This is a genomic window from Streptomyces sp. NPDC051286 (assembly GCF_044455345.1).
GTDB lineage: Bacteria > Actinomycetota > Actinomycetes > Streptomycetales > Streptomycetaceae > Streptomyces.
Window position 1 is genome coordinate 1 of record NZ_JBITER010000025.1, and the last position, 26,872, is coordinate 26,872.

Genomic DNA, 26,872 nt, shown 5'->3' on the forward strand with positions numbered 1-26,872 from the left:
AGCGCCGATGGTACTGCAGGGGGGACCCTGTGGGAGAGTAGGACGCCGCCGAACAATTATTCCGGGAAAGCCCCGCACCTCTGGTGCGGGGCTTTTCTGCGTTCACGGGCCCCTTTTGTCACCCCCGTGCAAGTGCTGGCGAAGGCTGCGGGTAGGGTCAGGGGGCATCATTGGCACGTTCACAGGAGGCCCCCGGGTGGAGGTCCAGGAGACTCGGGTTCAGACGGACCGGGTCCTCACCATCCCCAACATCCTCAGCATGGCGCGCCTAGTCGGGGTACCGCTCTTCCTGTGGCTGATTCTTCGCCCGGAGTTCGGTGGGCCCAAGAGCGATGGATGGGCGCTCCTCGTGCTGATGCTCAGCGGCATCAGCGACTACCTCGACGGAAAACTCGCCCGCCGATGGAACCAGATCAGCAGCCTCGGGCGGCTCCTGGACCCGGCCGCTGATCGCCTCTACATCCTTTCGACCCTCGTCGGACTGACCTGGCGGGAGATCCTTCCGCTCTGGCTCACGGCGGCACTCCTTGCCCGTGAACTGATGCTTCTCGTGATGGTCGGAATCCTGCGACGCCACGGCTATCCACCACCCCAGGTGAACTTCCTGGGGAAGGCGGCTACGTTCAACCTGATGTACGCCTTCCCCTTGTTGCTGCTCAGCGACGCAAGTGGTTGGCTTGGATCGCTGGCCGCCATTTTCGGATGGGCGTTCGCAGGATGGGGTACAACGCTCTATTGGTGGGCAGGAATCCTCTACGTGGTTCAGGTCCGCCGACTCGTCAAGGCGGATGCAGCAGCCGATTGAGCTCGTTTGATGCGGTGCCGCGCAGTGTGGCCGGTCCGCGGCTGAACTCTGAGATGTTGTTCTGACGGGCGAAGTCGGCCAAACCGTCGTCTCTTCAAGGAGGACGTTGCCGACATGAAGGCCGTCGTGATGGCTGGTGGTGAAGGCACACGCCTTCGCCCCATGACTTCCAGCATGCCCAAGCCGCTCCTGCCCGTCGCCAATCGGCCGATCATGGAGCATGTGCTGCGGCTGCTGAAACGGCATGGGCTCAATGAGACGGTCGTGACCGTCCAGTTTCTCGCTTCCCTCGTCAAGAACTACTTCGGCGACGGCGAAGAGCTCGGGATGGAGCTCAGCTATGCCAACGAGGAGAAACCTCTCGGGACAGCCGGCAGCGTAAAGAACGCCGAGGAAGCGCTCAAGGACGACACCTTCCTCGTTATTTCCGGCGACGCGCTCACGGACTTCGACCTGACCGACCTCATCGCCTTTCACAAGGAAAAGGGCGGGCTGGTCACGGTGTGTCTGACCCGAGTTCCGAATCCACTGGAATTCGGAATCACGATTGTCGACGAGGCGGGCCAGGTCGAGCGATTCCTGGAGAAACCCACCTGGGGCCAGGTCTTCTCGGACACCGTCAACACGGGCATCTATGTCATGGAACCCGAGGTCTTCGACTACGTCCAGGCCGACGTCTCGGTGGACTGGTCCGGTGATGTCTTCCCGCAGCTCATGAAGGAAGGCAAGCCCATCTACGGCTATGTCGCCGAGGGCTACTGGGAGGACGTGGGCACGCACGAGAGCTATGTGAAGGCTCAGGCCGACGTCCTGGAGCGCAAGGTCGACGTCGAGATCGACGGCTTCGAGATCTCGCCCGGTGTATGGGTTGCGGAAGGCGCCGACGTCCATCCTGACGCGGTGCTCCGCGGACCCGTCTACATCGGGGACTACGCGAAGATCGAGGCCGGTGTCGAGATCCGCGAGCACACCGTCGTCGGTTCGAACGTCGTCGTCAAGACCGGGGCGTTCCTGCACAGGGCCGTGATCCACGACAACGTCTACATCGGCCAGCACTGCAATCTGCGCGGCTGCGTGATCGGTAAGAACACCGACATCATGCGGGCTGCCCGCATCGAGGACGGTGCGGTCATCGGGGACGAGTGCCTGGTCGGTGAGGAATCGATCATTCAGGGCAATGTCCGGGTCTACCCGTTCAAGACCATCGAGGCCGGCGCCTTCGTCAACACTTCGGTGATCTGGGAGTCACGGGGGCAGGCACATCTCTTCGGTGCCCGGGGTGTCTCAGGAATCCTGAACGTGGAGATCACGCCGGAGCTCGCCGTCCGGCTCGCCGGTGCGTACGCCACCACCCTCAAGAAAGGTTCGACCGTCACCACCGCCCGTGACCACTCCCGGGGCGCCCGTGCGCTGAAGAGGGCCGTGATCTCGGCGTTGCAGGCCAGCGCCATCGACGTACGGGACCTGGAGAACGTGCCGCTTCCGGTCGCGCGTCAGCAGACCGCTAGGGGCAGCGCGGGCGGGATCATGATCCGTACCTCGCCCGGGGTGCCGGACTCGGTGGACATCATGTTCATCGACGAGCGGGGCGCAGACCTTTCCCAGGCGGGGCAGCGGAAGCTGGACCGGGTCTACGCCCGCCAGGAGTACCGCCGGGCCTTCCCGGGGGAGATCGGGGATCTGCACTTTCCGTCCAGCGTCTTCGACTCCTACACCGGGGCACTGCTGCGCAATGTGGACACCACCGGGATCTCCGCCGCCGGTCTCAAGGTGGTCGTCGACGCGTCCAACGGCAGTGCCGGGCTTGTTCTGCCGAGTCTGCTCGGGCGGCTCGGCGTGGACGCGCTGACCATCAATCCCGGGCTCGACGAATCGCGGCCCACGGAGTCCGCCGACGCCCGACGCTCCGGGCTCGTGCGGCTCGGGGAGATTGTCTCCTCGGCACGGGCCGCGTTCGGCGTGCGCTTCGACCCGGTCGGGGAGCGGCTCTCCCTGGTCGACGAGCGGGGCCGGATCGTTGAGGACGATCGGGCCCTTCTGGTCCTGCTCGACCTGGTGGCCGCCGAGCGGCGCAGCGGCCGGGTGGCCTTGCCGGTGACCACGACGAGGGTCGCCGAGCAGGTCGCCGCGTACCACGGAACACAGGTGGAATGGACGACGACGTCGCCAGACGACCTGACGCGCGTGGGACGCGAGGAAGGCACCATTTTCGGAGGAGACGGGCGGGGCGGTTTCGTCGTCCCCGAATTCAGCAGCGTCTTCGACGGTTCGGCAGCCTTCGTACGGCTTCTCGGGCTCGTCGCGCGGACCCAGCTCACGCTCAGCCAGATCGATGCCCGGATTCCCCTCGCGCACGTGTTGCGCCGCGATCTGGCCACTCCTTGGGCCGTCAAGGGACTGGTCATGCGTCGGGTGGTGGAAGCCGCTGGGGACCGTGACGTCGACACCACCGACGGGGTGCGGGTCGTCGAGGCGGACGGGCGCTGGGTGATGGTGCTTCCCGACCCGGCCGAAGCCGTCACCCATCTGTGGGCGGAAGGCCCCGACGACGCCTCGGCGCAGGCGCTGCTCGACGAATGGTCGACGATCGTGGACAGCGCAGGTCAGTGACCTGCCGCCGGCGTGCCGGGAGGTGTCGCGCAGACGCCTCCCGGCGCACGGGTGGGGCCATTCGGCGGTACTAGCTGCGGCGTGCGACGATGTGCGGCATGTCGCAGCAGCCCCCCGATCGGAGTACCCCCTCGCCGCCCGCGCGCCCTGACGCGTCCATGTCGCTGCTGACCAATGTGATGGACCACAGCCTGGACGACGGCTACGCCGAGGCCACGGCCAAGCGCAAGGCCGACGGGAGTGCGGCCATGCCCCGCACACTGAAGGCGAAACTGGGCCTCGCGGCGGGCCTTGTGCTGGCTGCTCTCGTCGTCACCCTGGGCGCCGCGGAGGCGCGTGTATCGGCGCCGGTCCTCGCCAAGGAGCGCGAGGAGCTCATCGAACGCATCGACATGGAGACGTCGGCGGCGGACAAGCTGGAGTCCCAGGTCGACAAAGCCCGCGACGACGTGGGCGAGCGGCAACGTAAAGCGTTGGAAAAGCATGGCGGGGACCAGGGCCAGCTCGTGGCGCTGCTCTCCGGGGCAACCGCCGTCAAGGGACCCGGTGTGAAACTTGTCGTCGACGATGCCAAGGGCACCGACCAGGGCGGCGGCGGACCGCGTGAGACCACTGGTTTCACCGACACGGGGCGGGTGCGCGACCGGGATATGCAACGAGTCGTCAACGGCCTCTGGCAGTCGGGTGCGGAGGCCATCGCCATCAACGGGCAGCGGCTGACGGCCCTGTCGGCGATCCGCGCCGCGGGCGACGCCATACTGGTCGACAACAAACCGCTCGTGCCGCCGTACACGGTGCTTGCGGTGGGGGACGGGAAGCGGCTCAGCACCGCTTTCGAGGACAGTGCCGACGGCCAGTACCTGAGGGCGCTGAAGGACACCTTCGACATCCGGACCACCATGTCCGTCCAGGACGAGGTGCGCCTCCCGGCTGCGCCCAGCCTCATCGTACGAACAGCAGAGCCGAAGGCCGCAGACACCGGTAGTGGTGCGGCAGACACAGGGAAGGGCACATCGTGATCGCCGTACTGGGCCTCGTCGTGGGAGTCGTGGTCGGACTGTTGGTCCGGCCCGAGGTGCCGGCGGTGGTCGAGCCCTATCTCCCGATCGCTGTCGTGGCTGCTCTCGATGCGGTCTTCGGTGGTCTACGGGCCATGCTCGACGGCATCTTCGTCGACAAGGTCTTCGTGGTGTCGTTCCTCTCGAACGTCGTCGTGGCCGCACTGATCGTGTTCCTGGGCGACAAGCTGGGTGTCGGAGCGCAGCTCTCCACCGGTGTGGTCGTCGTCTTCGGTATCCGCATCTTCTCCAACGCCGCGGCGATCCGCCGGCACGTCTTCCGGGCCTGAGGCCGATGAGCAACGAAGAGCTTCCCCGTGACCAGGAGCGCACCGGCGAGCAGCAGGCCGACATGCCCGAGCAGCTCACCGGGCGCCAGCGGTTGATTGCCGGGCTGTGGCCGCCCCGGGTCACTCGTGCGCAACTCGTCGTGGCGCTGTTGCTGTTCGTCCTGGGGCTGGGTCTGGCGATCCAGGTCCGGTCGAACAGTGACAACAGCGCACTGCGCGGCGCCCGCCAGGAGGATCTGGTCCGCATTCTCGATGAACTCGATGACCGTACGCAGCGTCTTGAGGATGAGAAGCAGCGTCTGGACGATCAGCGTACGGAGCTGGAGAACAGCTCGGACCAGGCCGAGGAGGCCCGTAAGCAGACCGTGGAGAAGGAACGGCAACTCGGTATCCTCGCGGGCACCGTGGCGGCACACGGGCCCGGGATCACGCTCACGATCAACGATCCGGGCAACGCGGTGCAGGCGGACATGCTGCTCGACGCCCTCCAGGAGCTGCGTGCGGCCGGAGCGGAGGCGATCGAGGTCAACGGGGTGAGGGTGGTGGCCAATACGTACTTCTCCGGCGACGGTGGCGCGGTCAAGGTCGACGACCGGTCCATCTCCGCGCCGTACGTCTTCAAAGTGATCGGCAAACCGCAGGATCTGGAGCCGGCGCTGAACATCCCCGGTGGTGTTGTGCAGACGCTGGAGAAGGAGCAGGCGACCGTGCACGTGGCACAGGCGAACGACATCGTCGTGGACGCCTTGCGACCTGCGGAGCAGCCTGACTACGCTCGGTCGTCAACCCGGTGAGGGCGCCGGACACGGGGCTCGGAGGACACGGGCAAGAGGTTGCGGGGGGTCGCCGCATCGTAATGGTGGCGCGTGGTGGAAACTGTCGAGTGGATACGGACGTTGTGAAGATGTCCGGGTCGGCAGGTGTGTTCATTCAGGGTTCGTCCTGCCCCACGGGCGGGTCTGTTTCGGTCAAGGGGAATCGCCCGTGAAGTTGTTTGCGAAGTTGTTCGGCAAGAGCGCCCGCGATGACGCGGCCCGCCATCGCGCACCGCGCCATGGCCAGGCCGAGGATCAGGGCACGGATCGCCCGCTCTTCCGTGACGAGGTGTCGGGTCCGGACGGTGACATTTCGGGTGGAACCGGCGCGTCGTCTGTTGACCCTGCCGGTCCGGGCCGCATAGGTTTCGGGGATCCAACAACCTCAAGTACGGGTGGAGGGTTTGGGCCCATGCCGGTCTGTACGAGGTGCGGCCATCGCAATGCCGAGGCCAGTCGTTTCTGTTCCAACTGTGGTGCGCCGCTTCGGGGAGGCGCGTCTGCGGAGCGTCTTTCGGAGACGACATCGACCATCTCCATCTCCGGTCTTGAGGCTTACGAGGCGGAGGCGACGGGCCAGACGTCCTTGCCCTCCCTCTCACCGGAGGCCCAGGCCGCCGTTGACGCTCTGCCGCTCGGCTCGGCGCTCCTGGTGGTGCGCCGCGGTCCGAACTCGGGCAGCCGCTTCCTGCTGGACAGCGAGCTGACCACGGCCGGCCGGCACCCCCAGAGCGACATCTTCCTCGATGACGTGACGGTCTCCCGCCGTCACGTGGAGTTCCGCCGGAGCCCCGACGGCAGCTTCACGGTCGAGGATGTCGGCAGCCTCAACGGCACGTACGTCAATCGTGAGCGCATCGACTCCGTCGCGCTGTCCAACGGCGACGAAGTGCAGATCGGGAAGTACCGGCTGGTCTTCTACGCAAGCCAGCGGGGCATCTGACCCGTCAGGGAAGGTCCATGCTGAGAACACCGACGGGCGGTGCCGGGCACGGCACCGCCACCGCCGACAACCGGGCCATGAGCATCGGCGCGGTGCTCCTGCAGCTGCGGGACGAATTTCCCGAAGTCACCATCTCCAAGATTCGCTTCTTGGAGGCCGAGGGGCTCGTCGAGCCGCAGCGGACCCCCTCCGGCTACCGCAAATTCCGCCCCGAGGACGTCGAGCGGCTGGCACAGGTGCTGCGGATGCAGCGGGACCACTATCTTCCGCTCAAGGTCATTCGCGAGCACCTGGACGCCTTGGCCCGCGGCGAGCAGGTGTCCCTGCCGGCCGCGGGCGCTCCACGGGACCTGAGCGACGGTTCCTGGGACGGCGAGTCCTGGCGGGCCACCGCGGCCCGGATCGGGCGTGCGGAGCTCCTGGCCGCCGCTGAGGTCACCGAGAGCGAGCTTGAGGAGTGGGAGTCGTACGGGCTCATCGCTCCGACGGCGGAGGGTGGCTACGACGCCGAGACGGTGACCGTTGCCAAACTTGTGGCGGATCTGGGTCGATTCGGTCTGGAACCGCGTCATCTGCGGGCGATGCGTGGGGCTGCGGAACGCGAGGCCGGCCTGATCGAGCAGGTGGTCGCACCTCTGCGCCGGCACCGGAATCCGCAGACCAGAGCCCATGCGGAGGCCAAGGCCAAGGAGCTCGCGGAACTCTCTGTGCGGCTTCATTCGGCCCTTGTGCAGACCGCTCTGCGGATCCGGCTCCACTGATCACGGGGGAGCCCGACTACCCAAACCTGCCGAGCACGTCCTAGGGTTGCTGTGTGAACGAGCTCGACGTTGTGGGTGTCCGGGTGGAAATGCCCTCCAACCAACCGATCGTGCTCCTGCGTGAAGTGGGAGGCGACCGGTACCTCCCCATTTGGATCGGTCCTGGTGAGGCGACCGCGATCGCCTTTGCCCAGCAGGGCATGGCTCCGGCCAGGCCGCTGACCCATGATCTCTTCAAGGATGTGCTCGAGGCCCTGGGCCAGGAGCTCACCGAGGTCCGCATCACGGACCTCAGGGAAGGGGTCTTCTACGCGGAGCTGGTCTTCGCCGGCGGGGTCGAGGTGAGCGCGCGGCCGTCCGACGCCATAGCGCTCGCGCTGCGCACCGGCACGCCGATCTATGGCAGTGACGGGGTACTCGACGACGCGGGCATCTCCATCCCCGACGAGCAGGAGGACGAGGTCGAGAAGTTCCGGGAGTTCCTCGACCAGATCTCGCCGGAGGACTTCGGTACCAACAGCCAGTGACCGTCCAGCAGGGTCCCCGTCAACACATTCGACAAGCCGTTCCCGGGAACGGGACACGGCAAACCACCCTCCGGGTGATTATCACTCGGCGTGCCGAGTGTGGCGATCGTTGACGCACCCCAAGCGACTGCCTACCTTCGAGATGGCAGGTCAAGGACGGAGGTCGGCGTGAGAAGCAGCGGCGACGGTACGGCAGCGGGTGGGCCGTACCGGCAGCACGGAAGTACAGCCGACCGCACCATCAGGCAACCGGCTCAACCGGCGGCGATGGCGGGGGACGGGGCGGCACCGGTCGGCGACATTGGCTATCGCGGGCCGACGGCGTGCGCGGCGGCAGGGATCACCTATCGGCAGCTCGACTACTGGGCACGCACCGGGCTCGTCGAGCCGAGCGTGCGGCCTGCCTACGGATCGGGCACACAGCGCCTCTACAGCTTCAGGGACGTCGTCCTGCTGAAGATCGTGAAGCGCTTTCTCGACACGGGCGTCGCCCTGCAGAACATCCGCACCACGGTCCAGCATCTGCGGGCCCGGGGGTTCCAGGATCTTGAGCGGATGACGCTCATGAGCGACGGCGCGACCGTCTACGAGTGCTCCTCGCCCGACGAGGTCGTGGATCTGCTCCAGGGGGGCCAGGGGGTCTTCGGCATCGCCGTCGGCGTGGTCTGGCGGGATGTCGACGCCGCACTGTCGCAGCTGCACGGCGAGCGGGTGGACACCGGCGAGACGCTGATCGGCAACAACCCCGCCGACGAGCTCGCACGGCGGCGCAACCGCGCCGTCTGACGGGCCGCGGATCAGGGGCGCGGCGATTGTCAGTGCCGTAAGGCAGCATCGGTTGATGTGAGAGCCGCGCCCACCATCCTGCACCTGGACATGGATGCCTTCTACGCCTCGGCCGAGCAGGCGGCGAAACCGAGCCTGCGCGGCAAACCCGTCGTGGTCGGCGGGCTGGGACCCCGCGGGGTCGTCGCCACCGCTTCCTACGAGGCGCGGCGCTTCGGGGTGCACTCGGCGATGCCGACCGCGCAGGCCCGGCGGCTGGCGCCCAATGCCGCCTATCTGGTGCCCCGCTTCACCCTGTACCGGACGGTGAGCGACCAGGTGATGGGGTTGCTGGGGCAGCTGTCACCACTGGTGGAGCCGCTCAGCCTGGACGAGGCGTTCGTCGATCTGGAGGCCGGTGGGGCAGCCGACGACACCGCCTCGGCGCGGGCCATCGGTGAGCAGCTGCGTGACGCCATCAGAGCCGTCACCGGACTCACCGGCTCGGTCGGCCTCGCGGGCTCCAAGATGCTGGCCAAGATCGCCTCGGAGGAGGCGAAACCGAACGGGCTGCTGGTCATTGAGCCGGGGACCGAACGGGAACTGCTCGCCCCGATGTCCGTGCGGATCCTCCCCGGCGTGGGCCCTGCCACCGGGGACCATCTGCGGCGGGCCGGGATGACCACGGTCGACGACCTGGCCACAGCCGGCGAGGCGGAGCTCGTACGGCTGCTGGGGAAGGCGCACGGCGTCGCGTTGCATCGCATGGCCCTCGGGTACGACGACCGCCCCGTCGTGGCCGAGCGGGACGCCAAGTCGGTGTCGGTCGAGGACACCTTCGACATGGATCTGCACGACCGGATCCGGATCAGGACGGAGGTCGAGCGCCTGGCGGACCGTTGTGTCCAGCGGCTGCGGGCCGCGGAGCGCTCGGGCCGCACCGTGGTGCTGAAGGTGCGCAGGTATGACTTTTCGACGCTCACGCGGTCGGAGACCCTCCGGGGGCCGACGGACGACCCCACAGTGGTCAGAGAGGCCGCTGCGCGGCTTCTGGAGGCTGTGGACACCACCGGAGGGGTGCGGCTGCTCGGGGTGGGCGTCACGGGGCTCGCCGACTACACGCAGGAGGATCTCTTCGCCCAGGCAGCCGGTGAGCGGGCCGCGCCTGAGGTACCGGCCCGTGAGGAACAGGGCGCGGGCGGCCGCGGGGACGAGCCGGCGGACGGGGCGCAGGAGCAGGAGACCGCCGAACAGCTCGCGGCCCGGCGCTGGCCCGCAGGGCACGACGTATGCCATGACACCTTCGGCCACGGCTGGGTGCAGGGCAGTGGGGTGGGCCGGGTGACCGTGCGGTTCGAGGAACCCGGGTCGCCGCCCGGCCGGGTGCGGACGTTCCGTGTCGACGATCCGGAGCTGCAGCCTGCCGATCCGCTCCCGCTGGTGAGTGATCCGGCGGACTACTCGTCCTGGCCGGCCAGCCTGCCGAAGTCCCGGTCCGGGCCCGGCTCGTCGGGCGGCGAGTCCAGACCGTAGTGCCGGTAGAGCTGAAGCTCCTGTTCCGGCGAGAGATGGCGGCCCACGCCGAAGTCGGGTGCGTCCTTGATCAGCGCACGGTCGAAGGGGATCCGGAGCACGTCGTCGACGAATTCGCTGGGCTCAAGCGGAACGAAGGCGTCTCTGCTGAACAGTCCGGTACGCACGGCCGCCCACTCGGGTATGCCGGTCGCGTCGTCGAGATACACCTCGTCCACAGTTCCGATCTTGGTGCCCTTGCGGTCGAATGCCTTGCGGCCGATCAGGCTGCGCGGATCGATGTCGGTCTGCACGGTCCCTCCCATTGGTCGCGGCTACTCCACAGGCACTACGAAAGTGCAGATTCGGGGTATTGGCCACTTGAGAATTCCGTCGCGAGCCCCGCTGGTAGGCTGGTGATGGCTGCTGACCCCGTGCGGGAGAGCCTTCCGGAGCGCATCCGGCAGGCGCCGAAGGAGCAAATCCTCCCCGGAATCTCTCAGGCCCCCGTACCGCACGGACGAGGTCACTCTGGAAAGCAGGGCGGGTTTCGTGGCGGCAGCAGCCGGGACGGATCCCTCCCTCACCGACGGTGAAAGCTGGTATGCCTCAGGGCGCACCGGTGAAGCTCTCAGGTTGAGATGACAGAGGGGGAGGCCGTCCGGGCACCCGCGCCGTGGTGCCCCTCGCAGGTCGTGACAGACCAGGAGGCCTCCACCATGACCCCCCGTCGCACTCCGCTTTCCCAGCTGGAGCAGGGCATCCCCTTCGAGCAGCGCCACATCGGCCCCGATGCCGAGGCGCAGGCGAAGATGCTCGCCCAGGTCGGTTACGGCTCGCTCGACGACCTCACCGCGGCCGCAGTGCCCGATGTGATCAAGAGTGCGGAGGCGCTGCAGCTGCCGTCGGCCCGTACCGAGGCCGAGGTCCTCGCCGAGCTCCGCACCCTTGCCGACCGCAACCAGGTGCTCGCCCCGATGATCGGGCTCGGCTACTACGGCACGTTCACCCCGCCGGTGATCCTCCGCAACGTCATGGAGAATCCCGCCTGGTACACGGCCTACACGCCGTACCAGCCGGAGATCTCGCAGGGCCGCCTGGAGGCGCTCCTCAACTTCCAGACGATGGTCGCCGAGCTGACCGGGCTGCCCACCTCCGGCGCCTCGCTGCTCGACGAGGGCACCGCCGCCGCCGAGGCTATGGCGCTCGCCCGACGCGTAGGCAAGGTCAAGGACGGAGTCTTCCTGGTCGACTCCGACACCCTGCCCCAGACCATCGCCGTGATCGAGACCCGCGCCGAGCCGACCGGTGTCGAGGTCGTCGTCGCCGATCTCGCCGAGGGCATCCCCGCAGAGATCGCCGGGCGCGGTGTCTTCGGCGTGCTGCTCCAGTACCCAGGTGCCTCCGGCACCCTCCGTGACATCAAGCCCGTCATCGAGCAGGCCCACGAGCTCGGTGCGATCGTCACCGTCGCCGCCGACCTGCTCGCCCTGACCCTGCTGACCTCGCCCGGTGACCTCGGCGCGGACATCGCCGTCGGCACCACGCAGCGCTTCGGTGTACCGATGGGCTTCGGTGGACCGCACGCCGGCTTCATGGCCGTACGCGAGAAGTTCGCCCGCAGCCTGCCCGGCCGCCTGGTCGGCGTCTCCGTCGACGCGGACGGCAACAAGGCCTACCGCCTTGCCCTGCAGACCCGCGAGCAGCACATCCGTCGCGAGAAGGCCACCAGCAACATCTGCACCGCGCAGGTACTGCTCGCCGTGATGGCTGGGATGTACGCGGTCTACCACGGCCCCGACGGCCTGCGGACGATCGCGCAGCGCACCCACCGCTACGCCACGATCCTGGCCGAGGGCCTGCGCGCTGCCGGGGTCGACGTCGAGACCGGCGCCTACTTCGACACGCTCACCGTGCGTGTCCCCGGCAAGGCGGCGGATGTCGTGGCCGACGCCCGTGACCGCGGGGTCAACCTGCGTCTCGTCGACGCCGACCGGGTCTCCCTCGCCTGCGACGAGACCACCACACGTGCGCAGCTCGCCGCCGTCTGGACCGCCTTCGGCGCCGACGCCGACATCGAGGCGCTGGACGCCGCTGCCGCCGACGCGCTGCCCGAGTCCCTGCTGCGCACCGATGAGATCCTCACCCATCCGGTCTTCCACCAGCACCGCTCCGAGACCGCGATGCTGCGCTATCTGCGCAAGCTCGCCGACCGTGACTACGCGCTGGACCGCGGCATGATCCCGCTCGGCTCCTGCACCATGAAGCTGAACGCGACCACCGAGATGGAGTCGATCACCTGGCCCGAGTTCGGCGCGCTGCACCCGTTCGCGCCGGCCGAGCAGGCGGAGGGCTACCTCACGCTGATCCGTGAGCTGGAGGAGCGCCTCGCCGAGGTCACCGGCTACGACGCGGTCTCGATCCAGCCGAACGCGGGCTCGCAGGGCGAGTTCGCGGGCCTGCTCGCCGTGCGCGCGTACCACCGGGCCAACGGCGACGAGCAGCGGACCGTCTGCCTCATTCCGTCCTCCGCGCACGGCACCAACGCCGCGAGCGCCGTGATGGCGGGCATGAAGGTCGTCGTGGTGAAGACCGCCGACGACGGTGAGGTCGACGTCGAGGACCTCCGCGCCAAGATCGAGAAGCACCGCGACGAGCTCGCCGTGCTCATGATCACGTACCCGTCGACGCACGGTGTGTTCGAGGAGCACGTCGCCGACATCTGCGCCGAGGTGCACGATGCGGGCGGTCAGGTGTACGTCGACGGCGCCAACCTCAACGCGCTGGTCGGTCTTGCCAAGCCCGGTCGGTTCGGCGGCGACGTCTCGCACCTGAACCTGCACAAGACCTTCTGTATCCCGCACGGCGGCGGTGGCCCCGGTGTCGGCCCGGTCGGTGTGCGCGCCCATCTGGCCCCGTACCTGCCGAACCACCCGCTGCAGCCCGGCGCCGGCCCCGAGACCGGTGTCGGACCGATCTCGGCCGCGCCGTGGGGCTCGGCCGGTATTCTTCCGATCTCCTGGGCGTACGTACGCCTGATGGGCGGGGAGGGCCTCAAGCACGCGACGCAGGTCGCCGTACTCGCGGCCAACTACATCGCCAAGCGTCTGGAACCGCACTACCCGATCCTGTACACCGGCCCGGCCGGTCTGGTCGCGCACGAGTGCATCGTGGATCTGCGGCCGATCTCCAAGGCGACCGGGGTCAGCGTCGACGACATCGCCAAGCGTCTGATCGACTACGGCTTCCACTCGCCGACCATGTCGTTCCCGGTGGCGGGCACGCTGATGATCGAGCCGACCGAGAGCGAGAACCTCGCCGAGCTCGATCGGTTCTGCGACACGATGATCGCCATCCGCGGCGAGGTCGAGAAGGTGGACTCCGGCGAATGGAGTGCGGACGACAACCCGCTGACCAACGCCCCGCACACCGCCGCCATGCTCGGCGGGGAGTGGACGCACGCGTACAGCCGCGAGACGGCCGTCTTCCCGGCCGGAGTCTCGGCCGCCGACAAGTACTGGCCGCCGGTGCGCCGGATCGACGGTGCGTTCGGTGACCGCAACCTCGTCTGCTCCTGCCCGCCGCTGGACGAGTACGACAACTGACCCACCCGTTCGGGTGTGACCCGGACATGCGTCGGGGCCGGTTCGGAGATCTTCTCCGGGCCGGCCCCATTTCTTACCGGCCGCGCTCAGGCGGCCTTCATCACCCGGCCGACGTCCAGCGGCCGGTGCGGAGCGATGATCTGCCCGTCCGGGAGCAGCTCACCGGTGTCCTCGAAGAGCAGGACGCCGTTGCACAGCAGGCTCCAGCCCTGTTCCGGGTGGTGTGCCATCAGGCGTGCGGCTTCCCGGTCGGCGGAGTCGGCTGTCGGGCAAGGTGGCTTGTGCTGGCACATGGCTGGGTTCTTTCGCTGCGTCGTAGTGGGTGTCCTGCGGCTTGATGAGGTGTTCATGGCCGCCCCCCCCGTATCTGTCGGTCCGGTTCCAGTGTTGCCCCACGGGCGCCAATCCGCAGGGATTTCGCGGCAGCAGTGCTCCTACTCTCATGACGCATCACCCAGGCGGACGGTTCAACACAACTGCACTGTCCCTTCGGGTGGTTCGGGGTGGCCGGACCGGACTAGTCCGGATGGGACCGGGGGCGCCCCGCTGTCCCGCGCTGCGTGTCCCGCAGTACTGTGCCCCGCCGCCGGAAACGGCGGCGGGGCACAGTACTGCGTGCCGGAGGCGGGACGGGGTCAGGCGGGTGAACCGAGCAGGGGGCCGGGGCCGGGGGTGACGCGCAGGGTCATCACGGGGAGCAGATCGGCGACCTGGTGCGGGCGGTGTGCTGCGATACCCGGTGGGGCGGGAGCCAGCGGCACCAGAAGATCGGTGGGGGCGAGGGTGCCACCCGACGGGTCGGCCTCGATGTCCTCGTGCAGCCACAGCGTCAGCATGTAGAGCTCCGGGATCGACAGCAGGCGGGGCTGGTAGCGGGGTGTCACCGTCTCCGTCTGGCGCAGGGCGAGCTCGGTCGATGCGATGTAAGGGCCCTCGAAGAAGTGCGAGAAGGCCCAGCCGTCCGGAGTGAGCATGGTGTCGGCCGCTGCGACGGCCCGCTCCGAGCTGCGGATCAGGAAGCGCCACGCGGCCAGCCGGGTGCGTGGCGCGAGCCCGCTCGGGCCGATCCGGTCCAGCACATGGAGGGGGAGCGGAAGTTCGGGGCTCAGAGGTCCCTGGACGGACCGGAGAGCCGGGGTGCGGGCCTCGAGGACTGCGGTGGGTGAACCGAGTGCCGCGAGAACGCTGCGCAGGGCGGGCGCGGGAGCCGGGGGAACATGCAGCGGCATAGTGGGTCGCCTCTCACTTCGGAGACACGGTGATGCGTGGGCGGGTGCAGACGGCGCTGTCGGCGTGCGGGGCCAGAGGAGGCCGGTGACTGGGCCGGTGCGTCAACTCTCTGCCTCGTCCGCGGAGTTTATACGACACGTGTTCACGCGGTGTTTCCACTAGCCGCCGCAGGTATTGCCAGCAAGGCAGTATCGAGACTTTATTATGCGGAGAATCTGTTGATTCGAGGTGAGCCGCGCAGCCACAGCCTGGTGTTTTTCAGCAGTCGCGGTAGGCCGAATCGCGTCGGCGTTTTCACCACCATCGGCCGGCGGAAACTGCGCCGTGCTGTATGCCGTCGGAATGTGCCCGGAAGGTCGCCATCAGATTACGGGGTCCGCGCTGCCCAGGGGGGCGTTATGGATCACCTCCCCTGGGCATTATCGATCGTGACGCGAGCGGCCTGGGCCGTGGGCTGCCCACTTGCGGAGGGACGCTTCGATGGGGGAGAAGGTCGTGGCGGGCGCCTTTGATCTGTCCGATCGGCAGAAGTACCGGAGGAAACTCCACCTGTGCCTGGAGGGGCTGGGGGGGCTCCTGGCGGAGCAGAGGTTCGACCGCCCCCGCAACCTCATGGGCATGGAGATCGAGCTCAATCTGGCAGGTTCGGACGGCCTGCCCCGGATGATGAATGCGGAGGTGCTCGAGCGGATCGCGAGCCGTGATTTCCAGACCGAACTCGGGATGTTCAATCTGGAAGTGAACATAGTTCCGCATCACCTTGCCGGGCGTGTTTTCGATCAGCTGGCCGAGGAGCTCAGGACCGGTCTCGGATATGCGCACCGGAAGGCGGGCGAGGTCGCTGCCGGGATCATGATGATCGGAATACTGCCGACCCTCGGCAGCGCGGACCTGGTCGCGGCGAACCTCTCGGACGTGGACCGCTACACGCTGCTCAACGATCAGATAGTGGCGGCGCGCGGCGAGGATTTTGCCCTCGATATCGAAGGCGTGGAGCGATTGGTCTGCAGCGCCACCTCGATCACACCCGAAGCGGCCTGTACATCGGTCCAGCTGCATCTGCAGGTCACCCCGGCGCGTTTCGCGGACGTCTGGAACGCCGCCCAGGTCGTTGCCGCCGTTCAGGTCGCCCTTGGCGCCAACTCGCCCTTTCTGTTCGGCAGGGAGCTGTGGCGGGAGTCGCGGCCGCCGCTCTTCCAGCAGGCCACCGATACCAGGCCGCCCGAACTGCAGAACCAGGGGGTGCGCCCGAGGACCTGGTTCGGCGAGCGATGGATCAGCTCGGCGTACGAGCTCTTTGAGGAGAACCTGCGCTACTTCCCGCCGCTGCTCCCGATCTGTGACGGGGAGGACCCGCTGCGCGTGCTCGACGAGGGTGGCGTGCCGGGTCTCCAGGAGCTCGTGCTGCACAACGGTACGATCTACCGCTGGAACCGGCCGGTGTACGGCCTGGCCGACGGCGTTCCCCATCTCCGTGTCGAGAACCGTGTCCTGCCCGCCGGGCCGACCGTCACCGACGTGATCGCCAACGCCGCGCTCTACTACGGCCTGGTGCGGGCGCTTGCCGAGGAGTCCCGTCCGGTGTGGACCAGGCTGCCGTTCGCCGCGGCGGCCGAGAACTTCGACACCGCCTGCCGCCGAGGCGTCGACGCCGAGCTGGTCTGGCCCCGGCCGGGGCGGTCGGGCGGGCTGGCACGGGTGGCGGCCGTCAAGCTCGTACAGGACGAACTGCTGCCGCTCGCCGCGGCAGGGCTCGACGCCTGGAACATCGAGCCTGCAGACCGCGACCGCTATCTCGGGGTCATCGAGGAGCGCTGCAAACGGCGGGTGAACGGGGCGTCCTGGCAGGTGGACACGTACCACCGGGGGTTGGACGCCGGGCTCGGCCGGGACGCGGCGCTCGCGGCCACCACCCGCCGGTACGCCGAGTTGATGCACTCCGGCGATCCGGTGCACAGCTGGCCGGTGGGTCTCCCCGTGTCGTAGCCCGATGGGCGTGTCCCGGCGTGCCCCGTGTCTGCCGCCCCCGGCCGGTGCCCGCCCGGGCACGGCTATTCGGTGCGGCGGAGAACCGTCCCCGCTGCCATCCGTCGCGTAGTCGTCGGGCAAGCTGTGACGTCACATGTCGGTGGTGCCGCCCCTTGAGGATGAACAAGGAATAAGGGGACCACATCATCGTCAGTGGTGGTCGTCCCCCGGTCAGTCGCGCATGATCTTCGTACCTGCATTCGAGACCGCAGCGGGACGCGGGGGAGTGGGATGAGATGCGAATGCACAACTGAAGGCGGGTGTACAGGTGACGGAGGGGTGCGTGGCTGATTCTTGTCCCCCAGAGGCCGTGTCACGGCGGATCCTGCGGTCCGAAACGGTGCTGGTGCTGGCTCTCTCGCTGGGTGCCAGCGGAGTGTCCGCTCTGATCAGTTTTGTCGGATCACTGACAAAACCAGGGAGTTTGAAGCATCAGGCCGCGACGCTCAACAGTTCATACGCCCCAGGACGACCATGGCTGGATCTCGCCTGGCAGCTCTTCGGCATCGCCACGGCCCTGGTCCCCGTGGCGCTGGTGGCGCATCTGCTGATAAGGGAGGGCGTGGGCCTGCGGGCCATCGGCTTCGACCGGACCAGACCAGGGTCGGACCTGGGGCGCGGCACGGTGATCGCGGCGGGCATCGGCAGCGCCGGGCTGGCCTTCTATCTGGTGGCGCGGGCCGCCGGTTTCAACCTCACGGTGGTTCCGGAGTCGCTGCCCGACGTGTGGTGGAAGTTCCCGGTACTGATCCTCTCAGCACTCCAGAACGCCGTGCTGGAGGAAGTGATCGTCGTCGGGTATCTGCTGCGCAGACTCGGGCAGTTGGGGTGGACGCCGATGGCCGCCTTGGTGGCGAGTTCGGTGCTGCGCGGCTCGTACCACCTGTATCAGGGGATCGGCGGGTTCATCGGCAACATGGTGATGGGCGTCGTCTTCGTGCTGCTGTATCGGCGTTGGGGGCGTGTCGGGCCCCTGGTCGCGGCGCATGCGCTGCTCGACATCGGAGCGTTCGTCGGATACGCGCTGCTGGCCGGCAAGGTGGGGTGGCTGCCCACGCCGTGAGCGGACGGCGCGCAAGCAGGGGGCGTACCGATCATTGCGTACGCCCCCTCGTCTTGTCGGTCAGAACGTGGTCAGCAGTTCTCCGTCGACGACTGTCACGGCGCTGCCCGTCAGCAGTGTGCGGTCGCCTCGCAGCGATGTTCGGACCAGACCGGAACGGGCGGAGGCCTGCAGACCGGTCAGCTCGTCACGGCCGAACCGGGCCGACCAGAAGGGGGCCAGCGCGGTGTGGGCGCTGCCGGTGACCGGGTCCTCGTCGATACCGACCTGGGGGAAGAAGCCGCGGGAGACGTAGTCGTAGCCACGGGTCGGGTCCTCGGCGGCGGCCGTGGCGATGATGCCGCGCCGTGAGCAGGCGGCCAGCCCGGCGAAGTCCGGGGCCAGTCCGCGTACGGACTTCTCGTCGGCCAGTTCGACGAGGAGGTCGCCGATGTGGGCGCCGGTGTCGTGGACGGACAGCGGTTCCGCGCCCAGGGCGGCGGCCAGTCCGGCCGGGGTGGAGGCCGGTGTGAGCGGGGCTGTGGGGAAGTCGAGTGTGAGCGAGCCGTCCGGGTGGGCGGTGGAGGTGAGGATCCCGCAGCGGGCGGCGAAGCGCACCGTTCCGCCGGCCGTTCCGGTCGTGCGCAGCACGTGGGCCGTGGCGAGGGTGGCGTGCCCGCACATGTCCACTTCGGTGGCCGGGGTGAACCAGCGCAGCGCCCAGTCCGCCTCTCCGCCCGGCGGCAGGGGGTGCGCGAAGGCGGTCTCGGAGAGATTCATCTCCAGAGCGACCTGCTGGAGCCGGTCGGCTTCGGGGAAAGTGCCGGAGTCCAGGAGCAGGACGGCTGCGGGGTTGCCGGTGAAGGGGCGGTCGGTGAACGTGTCGACGATTCGGATCCTCATGGGATGACCGTAGAGGTTCTGGAGAGCGGCGGACCAAGGCCAATTTCAGGCCGTCGGCCCGGGATTCCGAGAGCCTCCCCGGGGCGCTACGGCCGCCGCCCCCACGCGGAGACGAGCGGAGCGGTGGCCAGATCGAGGCGTCCGGTGGCGACGTTCTTCAGGTGCCGGTCGATCTCCTCGTCGGTGGCGAGACCCGACGTCACAAGCCGGTCGCGGATCTGGCGCACGGTGGCGGCCTCAAGGACGGTGCACGCCGGTGAGGTGATCGGGAAGTACGCATCGGCCTGCACATCGTCCAGACCCGCCTCGCGCAGCAGCCGGGGCAGGGTCCGGCCGTAGGCGAGGTCTGCACCACGGGCCGCCATGAGTTCGCGGAAGCCTGATCGAAGGCGATTGGCGAGGCGCTGTTCGGGGCCCGACTCGTCCGGGCACAGCAGCGGCTGCAACCCGGGGTCGGCGTCCTCAAGGAGGAGTGCGCCACCCGGCCGCAGTGCCTGAATCATGCGGCGCAGCGCCTCGGCGCGGTCGGTGACGTGCACCAGGACCAGCCGGGCATGGACCAGGTCGAAGCCGCCGGGAGGCGGGGGATCAGCGGCGACATCGTGGCGCAGTACCTCGACGACGTCGTCCGCGGCACCCTGCGCCCACGACACATCGATGTCCGTCGCGACCACCGCGCCGGTCGGACCGACTCGCGCAGCCAGGCCGGCCGGAACGGAGGGGCCGCCGGCTCCGACCTCCCAGCAGCGCATGCCCGCGGTGATACCGAGCCGGTCGACATGCCGGAAGGTCACCGGGTCGAAGAGTTCGGCGAGGGCGCCGAAGCGGATGCCCGCCTCGTTCTGCCGGTTGTCGAGCAGGTAGCCGTGGTCCGGGCCGTGCTCGTGGTCCGGGCCGGGTGCAGTCATGTCCCATCGCCCTTCGTCCTGTGCGTCTCGGGGCAAGTATGCAAGGAAAGGCCTTCCGAAGCGATTGTCGTGTGAGCGGTTCCGATATATCGTTGACGCATCGCGACAGATCAACGATGGAAGGAGCGTAGCGATGCGTCCACATGGACACGAGCATGAGCACGGGCATGGGCGCTGCGGGCCCGGTCATCACGGTCGGGGTGACTTCGAGGGCCGCCGTGCCGCATTCGGGCAGTTCGGACCCCCGTTCGGCGGTGGCCCGTTTGGCGGTGGCCCGTTCGGTGGCGGCCCCTTCGGCGGGGGGCGCGGTCGCGGTGGCGGCCGGGGGAGGGCGCGGCGCGGTGACGTACGCGCTTCGATCCTGGCGCTGCTGAAGGACCGGCCGATGCATGGGTACGAGATGATCCAGGAGATCGGCGAGCGCAGCGGCGGGGCCTGGCGGCCCAGCCCCGGCTCGGTCTACCCGACCCTCCAGTTGCTGGAGGACGAGGGGCTGATCGTCAGCGCGAGCGAGGGCGGCAAGAAGCTGTTCACGCTCACCGACGCCGGCCGCACCGAGGCGGAATCCGGGCCCGACGCGCCCTGGGAAGAGGCCGGGCGCGGGATCGACTGGGAGAGCGTCAATGAGATCCGGCAGGCCGGCTTCGGTTTGATGGAGGCGTTTGGTCAGGTCTGGAAGACCGGCTCGGCCGATCAGCGCCAGAAGGCGCTGTCGCTGATCAACGACGCCCGGAAGAAGCTCTATCTGATCCTTGCCGACGAGCAATGACCCGAGGAGTGGTCCCGACGAAGGGCCCTGTGGCTGAGCCGCGGGGCCCTTCGTTCGTCCGGTGATGGTCAGGCGGCTACCAGGCCGCCCAGTTTGCGCAGCGACTCCACGAGTGCCGCGGTCGCCGAGTCCTTGAGCTTGCCCGCCATCAGGGAGACCGCGGCTCCGGTGAACTCTCCGTCGATCCGGACCGTGGTGGCGTCGCCGTCGGGTGTCAGGGAGTAGCGCATCGCCAGATCGACGCCCATCGGCCCCTTGCCCTTGGTGGTCAGCAGCCGGGCGGTCTCCAGCTCCGCCACGGTCCAGGTCACCTCGGCGGGGAAGCCCATGAGCTTCAGGTTCTCTTCGTAGGTGGCTGCGAGTTCGAGTGTGGCCGGGCCACCCTTGGGGAAGCTGGTGTGGGTGGCGTTCCACTGGCCGTACGCGGTGAAGTCCGTCAGTTGGGCCCAGACCTTCTCGGCCGGCGCTTCGATACGTGCTTCGGCACTGACTTCGGCCATGCGACCACCCCTTCTCGTCGGGTTAAGGTGTCGCGGAACGTAGCCGCATTGGCGAAAAAATTCAATACTGGTGAACTGTCAGATCTGCTGGATGTGGCCCCTGCGCCGGATCGACGCCGCGTCGAACCGGTCGGAGGTGCGGGGTGCGGGCCGTCGTCGTGGCAGTGGAACGCCTCCCGGAGCAGGTCGTCGGGCAGGGTGTCACGGGGAGCGTGGACCGGACATGCTCCCGTCCGTCGAGTGCCGGCAGGGCGACTGATCGCTCGCTTCCGTTGTCCCTTTCCGGTCGCCGTACGCGTGGTGTGGGGAACGTGTACGGGGCGGCTCGCGGGTACTCGCGGAGCGCAGGGCAAGGCGGCGCGCGCCGTTACCGGCAATCGGATCCGCGAATGGCGAGATCTCATCCGTAAGGAGGAGGAACCGCTCTGGTGTCCCCAACCTCGGCGGGATGTGTAAATGGGCCCTTCCGGGGATGCTCAGGCGCCCAGGGGCTGATGGGGTGAGGGGTGTGCAAAACCGGACGCCGCGGATCCCTCAGCAGCCCGCACCGAACCGTGCTGAACTCGGAGCCAGACTCACCGTGGAGCTGGCCTCGGTGGTGACGGGTGCCCGCAGGCGCGCCCTGCGTGACGGTGACCGGCAGATCGACACGGCTCATCTGCTGCATTCCCTCATCGAGTCGGATCCAGAGGTCCGCACCGCCTTCGAGGGCGGACCACAGCTCGCGAAGGTGCTCGGCTACCTCGTGCAGCGCTCCATCGGTTACGGGCTTCGCTGGCAGGGCACCGTGGAGGACTCCGGCGCGGTTCCGGTCGTCACTCAGGTGGTGGCCGAGGCAGGGGACGCCGGGGTGGAAGGCTGGTCGCCCTCGGCCCTGTCGGCGATGGCCGGCGCCAGGGAGCGCGCGGAGCTTCGTGGGGACGTGCGGGCCCGCGGGCTCGATCTGCTCGCGACACTGGCCGCCGACCCGGAATGCAGGGCTGTCGAGGTGCTGGAGCGGGCCGGTGTCGATGCGGTACGGCTCGCCGGCCGGATCGTCGATGCGCCGGGCGGGGACTGACGGCTTCTCGTCACGCGGGCGCCTCGGCGTGACGGTTTCCGTCAGGACGTTGCCGGCCCGCCATGGTGGTGGTGCGGCCGCTCCGTCAAAGCTGTGATGGCCGGTCGTTTACTTGCGGTGGCTCCGTCAGGGATGTGAGAGCGGGCCGCAGCAGGGTGGCGATGTGGTCGGCCGGGGTGTCGCGGAGGGCATCGAGCCCGACAAGCTGATGGCCGATGGTGACGCTCACCAGGGTGGTGACGAGGAGCGCGGCGCGCAGTTCGGCGTCCTCGACCCCGGGCAGGGCGGCGCTGACGCGGCGCCCGGATCGGAGAGCACGTGCGGTAGTGCGACAGGCAGGGGCCACGGCGGTATCGGAGTGTTACGCGCGACAGTGGTCACCGGGGTGACGCTCATGACGGCAGCTGTCATGATGTGCCGATGCACGCGTCTCAGGGGAGAAGCGCCGGCCTGGGACTAGCCCTGGCCTCGGCGTTCGCATTCGGTGGTTCCGGGGTGGCGGCCAAGCCGCTGATCGAGGCAGGGCTCGACCCGCTCCATGTGGTGTGGCTACGGGTGGCGGGCGCCGCCCTCGTCATGCTTCCCGTGGCGTGGCGTCACCGGGATCTCGTACGCAGCCGCCCCGTGCTGCTTCTGGGCTTCGGGCTGCTCGCCGTTGCGGGCGTCCAGGCCTGCTATTTCGCCGCGATCTCCCGTATACCCGTCGGTGTCGCGCTGCTGGTCGAATATCTGGCGCCCGCGCTCGTCCTCGGCTGGGTCCGCTTCGTGCAGCGCCGTCCCGTCACCCGCGCCGCCGCGGTCGGCGTCGTTCTCGCGGTCGGCGGTCTCGCCTGCGTGGTCGAGGTGTGGTCCGGGCTGAGCTTCGATGCCGTCGGGCTGCTGCTTGCCCTTGGTGCCGCCTGCTGTCAGGTCGGCTACTTCGTCCTCTCCGACCCGGGAAGCGGGGACAAGGCGGCGGGCGCGGAGCCTCCGCATCCGGTCGGCGTCATCGCGTACGGACTGTTGATCGGTGCAGCGGTCCTCACGGTGGTGGCACGGCCCTGGGGGATGGACTGGTCGGTCCTCGGCGGCAGCACCGGCATGAACGGCGCGGAGGTTCCCGCCTGGTTGCTGCTCGGCTGGATCGTGCTGCTCGCCACCGTGATCGCCTATGTCACCGGCGTGATCTCGGTGCGGCTGCTGTCTCCTGCGGTGGCGGGTGTCGTCGCCTGTCTGGAGGCGGTCATCGCTACCGTGCTCGCCTGGGTGCTGCTCGGGGAACATCTCGCAGCGCCGCAGCTCATCGGCGGTGCCATGGTGCTGATCGGTGCGTTCATCGCTCAGTCGTCGACGCCCAAGGCGCCCTCCGGCCCCGTCGCGTCGGGGGTGGGCGGGGGAGGCGGCCGGGATGTCGTCGAGGGCGAGTTGTCCGTCCGTCGTGCCGCCACGTAATGTGCCGATCATGCCTCTCGCTGTGCTTCCGCCGCCTGCCGCCTGACGCGGGCCGCCACTCCTGACGAAGACCGGGCTCGGGAAGTCCCCGAGCGGATCGTCGCTGTCCGCGTGCCGAGCTGAGCGACCACCATCTGTCTTCCTCAGGAGAAGTGCACGTGCCGAATCCTGCCTCCCGTCTGCCCGTTGGGCGGAGCCTGTTCTATCTGATCGTCGCCGGGGTGGCCTGGGGGACCGCGGGGGCTGCCGCCTCGCTGATCTTCCGGGTCAGCGATCTCGGCCCTCTCGCCCTTTCGTTCTGGCGCTGCGTCGGCGGTCTCGTGCTGCTGCTCGCCGCGCTCGCGCTGCGGCCACGGCGCGCAGCCGTTTCCGCCGAGCCGCGGCGGCGCCGTCTGCTGCGCATCCTCGGGACCGGCGTCGGCCTCACCCTGTTCCAGAGCGCCTACTTCGCGGCCGTCGAAGCGACGGGTCTCGCCGTCGGGACCGTCGTCACCCTCGGCGCCGGGCCCGTACTCATCGCCGTCGGCGCGCGGCTGACCATGGGGGAGCGGCTCGGCGGCGGGGGGCTCGCCGCGGTGCTGGGCGCGCTCGCCGGGCTCGCCGTGCTGGTGCTCGGCGGTGAAGGCGCTGCGGTGCGTCCTGCCGGGGTCGCACTGGCGCTGCTCTCCGCCTCCGGATACGCCGCCATCACCCTGCTGACCCGGTGGCTCGGCCGCGACGGCGGTGGCTCGGACCCGCTCGCCACCAGTGCGTGGGCCTTCGGGATCGGTGCGCTCGGGCTGCTGCCGATGGCGGCTGCGGAAGGACTTGTGCCGCACACCGCGGACGCCGCCCGGGTGGTGTGGCTGCTGGTGTACGTGGCGGCCGTCCCGACCGCGCTCGCCTACGCCCTCTACTTCGCGGGCGCTGCGGTGGTGCGGGCCGCCACGGTGTCCGTGATCATGCTGCTCGAACCGGTGAGTGCCGCGGTCATCGCCGTCGTCGTGCTCCGGGAGCAGCTCACCGCGGCCACGGTGGCCGGCACGCTGCTGCTCCTCACGGCGGTGGCGGGGCTCGCCGTCGCCGAGACGCGCAGTGCGGCGAGCGCACGCCGCCGGGCGGCCGTGCCCGCCTAGGAGGGCAGGGGCGGCCACCGGTGGTGGCCGCCCCAGGGGCATCAGAGAACGGTCAGATAGTCGGGCACTGCGATGGCCGGATCGAGGTCGTCCGACGGCTGCGGCGCGCGGTAGCCGCGGGCCAGCGGAACGACGCCCGCCCAGTGCGGCAGCGCGAGATCGTCCGGATCGTCGTTCGGGCCTCCGGTGCGCACCTTTGCGGACACCTCGTCGAGGTCCAGCCGGATCACGGCCGTCGCGGCGAGCTCCTTGGCGTTCGCCGGGCGGGAGTCCGCGGTCCGGCCCGGGACGACATGGTCGACGATCGCGTCGAGTGCGGTACGCCGCTCCTCCGGGTCGGTCACCGTGCGGGCGATGCCGTGGACCACAACGGAGCGGTAGTTGATCGAGTGGTGGAAGGCGGAGCGGGCCAGCACCAGCCCGTCGACATGCGTCACGGTGAGGCAGACGTGCAGGCCGGGGTCCGTCTCGCCGGCCTGCCGAAGCGGCCGCGAGCCGGTCGAGCCGTGTACGTACAGCCGCTCGCCGATCCGGCCGAAGAGCGTGGGCAGCACGACCGGTGCGCCGTCGCGGACGAAGCCGAGATGGCAGAGGTAGGCCTCGTCGAGTATCGAGTGGACCAGCTCCCGGTCGTACGACGCCCGCTCCCGGGAGCGGGTCGGGACGGTCCGCTCGGTCGGTTCGTACGGGGCTGCCGCCTTCGGGCCCGTGGTCTGCGGCGGTGCGGTGTCCGGCATGGGCAACTCCGTTGTACTAGTGCATAATCGTGTTTGTGCTAGAAGAGTATCGGATCGTGGGGCGGCGTGCATCGGAGATTGCCGCGAGTGTCGAGCGAGCGGTCGGGTCGGGCGAGCTCGCGCCCGGGCAAGTGCTGCCGCCCATGCGCGAGTTGGCCGCCCAATTGGAGGTCAATCCGAATACGGTCGCGGCCGCCTACCGCACCCTTCGCGAGCGCGGGGTGATCGAGACGGCCGGTCGCCGGGGGAGTCGGGTGCGTCCGCGCCCCGCCAGTACGGCACGTGGCTCGCTCCGGGTAGAGGCGCCGCCCGGGGTGCGCGATCTGGGGGAGGGGAACCCTGATCCGGTGTTGCTGCCACCACTGGACGAGGCGTTCGCGGCGGCCACGCGGGCGTATGCGGAGCGGCCGGGGATGTACGGAGAAGCGCCGGTGGACCCGGAGTTCGCCGCACTGGCACGCGCCGCCCTCGACGCCGACGGGGTGCCGACCGGGCCCGTGGCCGTCACCTCCGGATCCTTGGACGCGATCGAGCGGTTGCTGGTCGCTCATCTCAAGCCCGGTGACGCGGTCGCCGTCGAGGACCCCGGCTGGGGCTCCCTGCTCGATCTCGTGCCGGCGCTGGGTCTGCGTCCCGTGCCGATTCCCGTGGACGACGAGGGACCACTGCCCGACGCCGTCGAAGGGGCGCTGAGCGCCGGTGCCCGTGCACTCGTGGTGACGGACCGCGCGCAGAACCCGACAGGTGCCGCTGTCGGGGCGGCGCGCGCCGAGGAGTTGCGCCGCGTTCTTGCCGGTCACCGCGGAGTGCTGCTGATCGAGGACGATCACGGGCATGCCATCGTCGATCTGCCGCTGCATCCGCTGGCGGGTGTCACGGACCGGTGGGCGCTCGTGCGGTCGGTCGCCAAGGCGTACGGGCCCGATCTGCGGGTTGCCGTGCTGACCGGGGACGCGGTCACGGTCGACCGGGTCCTGGGGCGGCAGGGGCTGGGGCCCGGCTGGGTCAGCAGGCTCCTGCAGCGGGCGGTGGCGCACCTGCTGACCTCGGGCGCCGTCGACATCGACGCGGTCGCCCGGTCGTACGGGGAACGGCGGGACGCGCTCGTCCGGGCGCTGAAGGAGCGCGGTGTCGAGGCGCACGGCCGCAGCGGTATGAATGTATGGGTGCCGGTGAGCGACGAGACGGGGACCGTCACCCGGCTGCTGGGCGCGGGCTGGGCGGTGGCGCCGGGGGCGCGGTTCAGGCTTGCCGCGCCGCAGGGGGTCCGGCTCACCGTGTCACCGCTCACCGCGGCCGACATCGAGCCGCTGGCGGATGCGGTGGCGGCCGCGGCGGGACCGCTCCGCCCGATGAATTACGGCTGAGTAGATGAATTACGGCTGAGCCGGGTGGTGTGCGGTGGGACGGGGTGAGCAGTTCGGGCCCGGACGCGGTGGTCCGACGGGACGGGACGAG

At 69.1% G+C, this 26,872-nt stretch carries 26 protein-coding genes and 1 riboswitch; of the genes, 18 read left to right on the forward strand and 8 right to left on the reverse strand.

All coding sequences use genetic code 11. The annotated features are described in order from the left end of the window. Positions 1-196: 196 nt before the first annotated feature. The 10 genes from ACIBB8_RS23920 to ACIBB8_RS23965 all read left to right on the forward strand — a co-directional run bounded on the left by ACIBB8_RS23920 (position 197) and on the right by ACIBB8_RS23965 (position 10,107). Positions 197-805 (forward strand): CDP-alcohol phosphatidyltransferase family protein, encoded by a 609-nt coding sequence (locus tag ACIBB8_RS23920; RefSeq protein WP_398955244.1) that lies wholly within the window; start codon positions 197-199, stop codon positions 803-805. A gap of 114 nt (positions 806-919) precedes the next feature. Continuing rightward, positions 920-3,415, forward strand: coding sequence for a sugar phosphate nucleotidyltransferase (locus ACIBB8_RS23925; protein ID WP_398955246.1), 2,496 nt, complete (start codon positions 920-922; stop codon positions 3,413-3,415). Positions 3,416-3,513: 98 nt separating this feature from the next. After that, a complete protein-coding gene (locus tag ACIBB8_RS23930; protein WP_398955247.1) occupies positions 3,514-4,434 on the forward strand; it encodes a DUF881 domain-containing protein in 921 nt (306 codons plus the stop codon). Continuing rightward, a complete protein-coding gene (locus ACIBB8_RS23935) occupies positions 4,431-4,763 on the forward strand; it encodes a small basic family protein (RefSeq protein WP_023543062.1) in 333 nt (110 codons plus the stop codon). The genes ACIBB8_RS23930 and ACIBB8_RS23935 overlap by 4 nt, the downstream gene beginning before the upstream one ends. 5 nt (positions 4,764-4,768) lie before the next feature. Beyond that, entirely contained in the window at positions 4,769-5,557 is a 789-nt protein-coding gene (locus ACIBB8_RS23940; protein ID WP_398955249.1) for a DUF881 domain-containing protein, read from the forward strand. A gap of 190 nt (positions 5,558-5,747) precedes the next feature. Beyond that, positions 5,748-6,521 carry an FHA domain-containing protein gene (locus ACIBB8_RS23945; RefSeq protein ID WP_398955251.1) on the forward strand — a complete coding sequence of 258 codons (774 nt, stop codon included), beginning with the start codon at positions 5,748-5,750 and terminating at the stop codon, positions 6,519-6,521. Between the two features lie 17 nt (positions 6,522-6,538). Further along, entirely contained in the window at positions 6,539-7,282 is a 744-nt protein-coding gene (locus ACIBB8_RS23950) for a MerR family transcriptional regulator (RefSeq protein ID WP_398955253.1), read from the forward strand. A gap of 53 nt (positions 7,283-7,335) precedes the next feature. Next, positions 7,336-7,809, forward strand: a complete 474-nt coding sequence (locus tag ACIBB8_RS23955; protein ID WP_037690563.1) for a bifunctional nuclease family protein — start codon at positions 7,336-7,338, stop codon at positions 7,807-7,809. A 168-nt stretch (positions 7,810-7,977) separates the two neighbouring features. Further along, entirely contained in the window at positions 7,978-8,595 is a 618-nt protein-coding gene (locus ACIBB8_RS23960; protein ID WP_398955255.1) for a MerR family transcriptional regulator, read from the forward strand. Positions 8,596-8,652: 57 nt separating this feature from the next. Continuing rightward, positions 8,653-10,107, forward strand: coding sequence for a DNA polymerase IV (locus tag ACIBB8_RS23965; protein ID WP_398955256.1), 1,455 nt, complete (start codon positions 8,653-8,655; stop codon positions 10,105-10,107). On the opposite strand, the gene ACIBB8_RS23970 is transcribed toward ACIBB8_RS23965, so the two are convergent. Beyond that, complete coding sequence (locus tag ACIBB8_RS23970) at positions 10,032-10,412, reverse strand: PRC-barrel domain-containing protein (RefSeq protein WP_366134138.1); 381 nt, start codon at positions 10,410-10,412, stop codon at positions 10,032-10,034. The two genes, ACIBB8_RS23965 and ACIBB8_RS23970, sit on opposite strands and share 76 nt — an antisense overlap. Positions 10,413-10,513: 101 nt before the next feature. Further along, positions 10,514-10,611, forward strand: a riboswitch (glycine riboswitch). Between the two features lie 194 nt (positions 10,612-10,805). Between ACIBB8_RS23970 and gcvP the strand changes: the two genes are divergently transcribed. After that, complete coding sequence (gene gcvP / locus ACIBB8_RS23975) at positions 10,806-13,691, forward strand: aminomethyl-transferring glycine dehydrogenase (protein ID WP_398955258.1); 2,886 nt, start codon at positions 10,806-10,808, stop codon at positions 13,689-13,691. Between the two features lie 86 nt (positions 13,692-13,777). Here gcvP and ACIBB8_RS23980 read toward each other — a convergent pair whose 3' ends face one another. Together ACIBB8_RS23980 and ACIBB8_RS23985 are read right to left on the reverse strand one after the other, a co-directional pair. Beyond that, a complete protein-coding gene (locus tag ACIBB8_RS23980) occupies positions 13,778-13,984 on the reverse strand; it encodes a DUF5999 family protein (RefSeq protein WP_398955260.1) in 207 nt (68 codons plus the stop codon). 342 nt (positions 13,985-14,326) lie between these two features. Next, positions 14,327-14,920: a hypothetical protein gene (locus tag ACIBB8_RS23985; RefSeq protein WP_398955262.1), complete on the reverse strand. Its 594-nt coding sequence runs from the start codon at positions 14,918-14,920 to the stop codon at positions 14,327-14,329. A gap of 481 nt (positions 14,921-15,401) precedes the next feature. On the opposite strand from ACIBB8_RS23985, the gene ACIBB8_RS23990 reads away from it, so the two are divergent. Both ACIBB8_RS23990 and ACIBB8_RS23995 read left to right on the forward strand, forming a co-directional pair. Further along, positions 15,402-16,907 carry a glutamate-cysteine ligase family protein gene (locus tag ACIBB8_RS23990; protein ID WP_398955264.1) on the forward strand — a complete coding sequence of 502 codons (1,506 nt, stop codon included), beginning with the start codon at positions 15,402-15,404 and terminating at the stop codon, positions 16,905-16,907. 325 nt (positions 16,908-17,232) lie between these two features. Next, complete coding sequence (locus ACIBB8_RS23995; RefSeq protein ID WP_398955266.1) at positions 17,233-18,012, forward strand: CPBP family intramembrane glutamic endopeptidase; 780 nt, start codon at positions 17,233-17,235, stop codon at positions 18,010-18,012. 60 nt (positions 18,013-18,072) lie between these two features. On the opposite strand, the gene ACIBB8_RS24000 is transcribed toward ACIBB8_RS23995, so the two are convergent. Both ACIBB8_RS24000 and ACIBB8_RS24005 read right to left on the reverse strand, forming a co-directional pair. Further along, positions 18,073-18,894, reverse strand: coding sequence for a PhzF family phenazine biosynthesis protein (locus ACIBB8_RS24000; RefSeq protein WP_398955268.1), 822 nt, complete (start codon positions 18,892-18,894; stop codon positions 18,073-18,075). An 86-nt stretch (positions 18,895-18,980) separates the two neighbouring features. Next, positions 18,981-19,802, reverse strand: coding sequence for a class I SAM-dependent methyltransferase (locus ACIBB8_RS24005; RefSeq protein ID WP_398955270.1), 822 nt, complete (start codon positions 19,800-19,802; stop codon positions 18,981-18,983). A gap of 133 nt (positions 19,803-19,935) precedes the next feature. Here ACIBB8_RS24005 and ACIBB8_RS24010 point away from each other — a divergent pair, with 133 nt between their 5' ends. Next, positions 19,936-20,571, forward strand: coding sequence for a PadR family transcriptional regulator (locus ACIBB8_RS24010; RefSeq protein WP_398955272.1), 636 nt, complete (start codon positions 19,936-19,938; stop codon positions 20,569-20,571). Between the two features lie 68 nt (positions 20,572-20,639). Here the strand turns inward: ACIBB8_RS24010 and ACIBB8_RS24015 are convergent, their stop codons facing one another. After that, entirely contained in the window at positions 20,640-21,071 is a 432-nt protein-coding gene (locus ACIBB8_RS24015) for an SRPBCC family protein (protein WP_398955274.1), read from the reverse strand. A gap of 508 nt (positions 21,072-21,579) precedes the next feature. On the opposite strand from ACIBB8_RS24015, the gene ACIBB8_RS24020 reads away from it, so the two are divergent. Then, positions 21,580-22,131 carry a Clp protease N-terminal domain-containing protein gene (locus ACIBB8_RS24020; RefSeq protein ID WP_398955276.1) on the forward strand — a complete coding sequence of 184 codons (552 nt, stop codon included), beginning with the start codon at positions 21,580-21,582 and terminating at the stop codon, positions 22,129-22,131. An 85-nt stretch (positions 22,132-22,216) separates the two neighbouring features. On the opposite strand, the gene ACIBB8_RS24025 is transcribed toward ACIBB8_RS24020, so the two are convergent. Then, positions 22,217-22,477, reverse strand: a complete 261-nt coding sequence (locus ACIBB8_RS24025; protein WP_398955279.1) for a hypothetical protein — start codon at positions 22,475-22,477, stop codon at positions 22,217-22,219. Positions 22,478-22,551: 74 nt separating this feature from the next. On the opposite strand from ACIBB8_RS24025, the gene ACIBB8_RS24030 reads away from it, so the two are divergent. Further along, entirely contained in the window at positions 22,552-23,562 is a 1,011-nt protein-coding gene (locus ACIBB8_RS24030; RefSeq protein ID WP_398955281.1) for an EamA family transporter, read from the forward strand. Between the two features lie 158 nt (positions 23,563-23,720). Beyond that, positions 23,721-24,677 carry a DMT family transporter gene (locus tag ACIBB8_RS24035; RefSeq protein ID WP_398955283.1) on the forward strand — a complete coding sequence of 319 codons (957 nt, stop codon included), beginning with the start codon at positions 23,721-23,723 and terminating at the stop codon, positions 24,675-24,677. 41 nt (positions 24,678-24,718) lie between these two features. Here the strand turns inward: ACIBB8_RS24035 and ACIBB8_RS24040 are convergent, their stop codons facing one another. Then, positions 24,719-25,414: a pyridoxamine 5'-phosphate oxidase family protein gene (locus tag ACIBB8_RS24040; RefSeq protein WP_398955285.1), complete on the reverse strand. Its 696-nt coding sequence runs from the start codon at positions 25,412-25,414 to the stop codon at positions 24,719-24,721. Positions 25,415-25,449: 35 nt separating this feature from the next. On the opposite strand from ACIBB8_RS24040, the gene ACIBB8_RS24045 reads away from it, so the two are divergent. Further along, on the forward strand, positions 25,450-26,781 hold the full coding sequence (locus tag ACIBB8_RS24045; RefSeq protein WP_398955287.1) for an aminotransferase class I/II-fold pyridoxal phosphate-dependent enzyme: 1,332 nt from the start codon (positions 25,450-25,452) through the stop codon (positions 26,779-26,781). Positions 26,782-26,872 lie beyond the last annotated feature (91 nt).

Bases quoted from the DNA above. Each gene is read 5' to 3' on its own strand.
- ACIBB8_RS23925 (WP_398955246.1), top strand. From the start codon at position 920: ATGAAGGCCGTCGTGATGGCTGGTGGTGAAGGCACACGCCTTCGCCCC.
- ACIBB8_RS23930 (WP_398955247.1), top strand. From the start codon at position 3,514: ATGTCGCAGCAGCCCCCCGATCGGAGTACCCCCTCGCCGCCCGCGCGC.
- ACIBB8_RS23940 (WP_398955249.1), top strand. From the start codon at position 4,769: ATGAGCAACGAAGAGCTTCCCCGTGACCAGGAGCGCACCGGCGAGCAG.
- ACIBB8_RS23950 (WP_398955253.1), top strand. From the start codon at position 6,539: ATGCTGAGAACACCGACGGGCGGTGCCGGGCACGGCACCGCCACCGCC.
- ACIBB8_RS23970 (WP_366134138.1), bottom strand. From the start codon at position 10,412: ATGGGAGGGACCGTGCAGACCGACATCGATCCGCGCAGCCTGATCGGC.
- gcvP (WP_398955258.1), top strand. From the start codon at position 10,806: ATGACCCCCCGTCGCACTCCGCTTTCCCAGCTGGAGCAGGGCATCCCC.
- ACIBB8_RS23980 (WP_398955260.1), bottom strand. From the start codon at position 13,984: ATGTGCCAGCACAAGCCACCTTGCCCGACAGCCGACTCCGCCGACCGG.
- ACIBB8_RS23985 (WP_398955262.1), bottom strand. From the start codon at position 14,920: ATGCCGCTGCATGTTCCCCCGGCTCCCGCGCCCGCCCTGCGCAGCGTT.
- ACIBB8_RS23990 (WP_398955264.1), top strand. From the start codon at position 15,402: ATGGGGGAGAAGGTCGTGGCGGGCGCCTTTGATCTGTCCGATCGGCAG.
- ACIBB8_RS24000 (WP_398955268.1), bottom strand. From the start codon at position 18,894: ATGAGGATCCGAATCGTCGACACGTTCACCGACCGCCCCTTCACCGGC.
- ACIBB8_RS24005 (WP_398955270.1), bottom strand. From the start codon at position 19,802: ATGACTGCACCCGGCCCGGACCACGAGCACGGCCCGGACCACGGCTAC.
- ACIBB8_RS24010 (WP_398955272.1), top strand. From the start codon at position 19,936: ATGCGTCCACATGGACACGAGCATGAGCACGGGCATGGGCGCTGCGGG.
- ACIBB8_RS24015 (WP_398955274.1), bottom strand. From the start codon at position 21,071: ATGGCCGAAGTCAGTGCCGAAGCACGTATCGAAGCGCCGGCCGAGAAG.
- ACIBB8_RS24030 (WP_398955281.1), top strand. From the start codon at position 22,552: ATGCACGCGTCTCAGGGGAGAAGCGCCGGCCTGGGACTAGCCCTGGCC.
- ACIBB8_RS24040 (WP_398955285.1), bottom strand. From the start codon at position 25,414: ATGCCGGACACCGCACCGCCGCAGACCACGGGCCCGAAGGCGGCAGCC.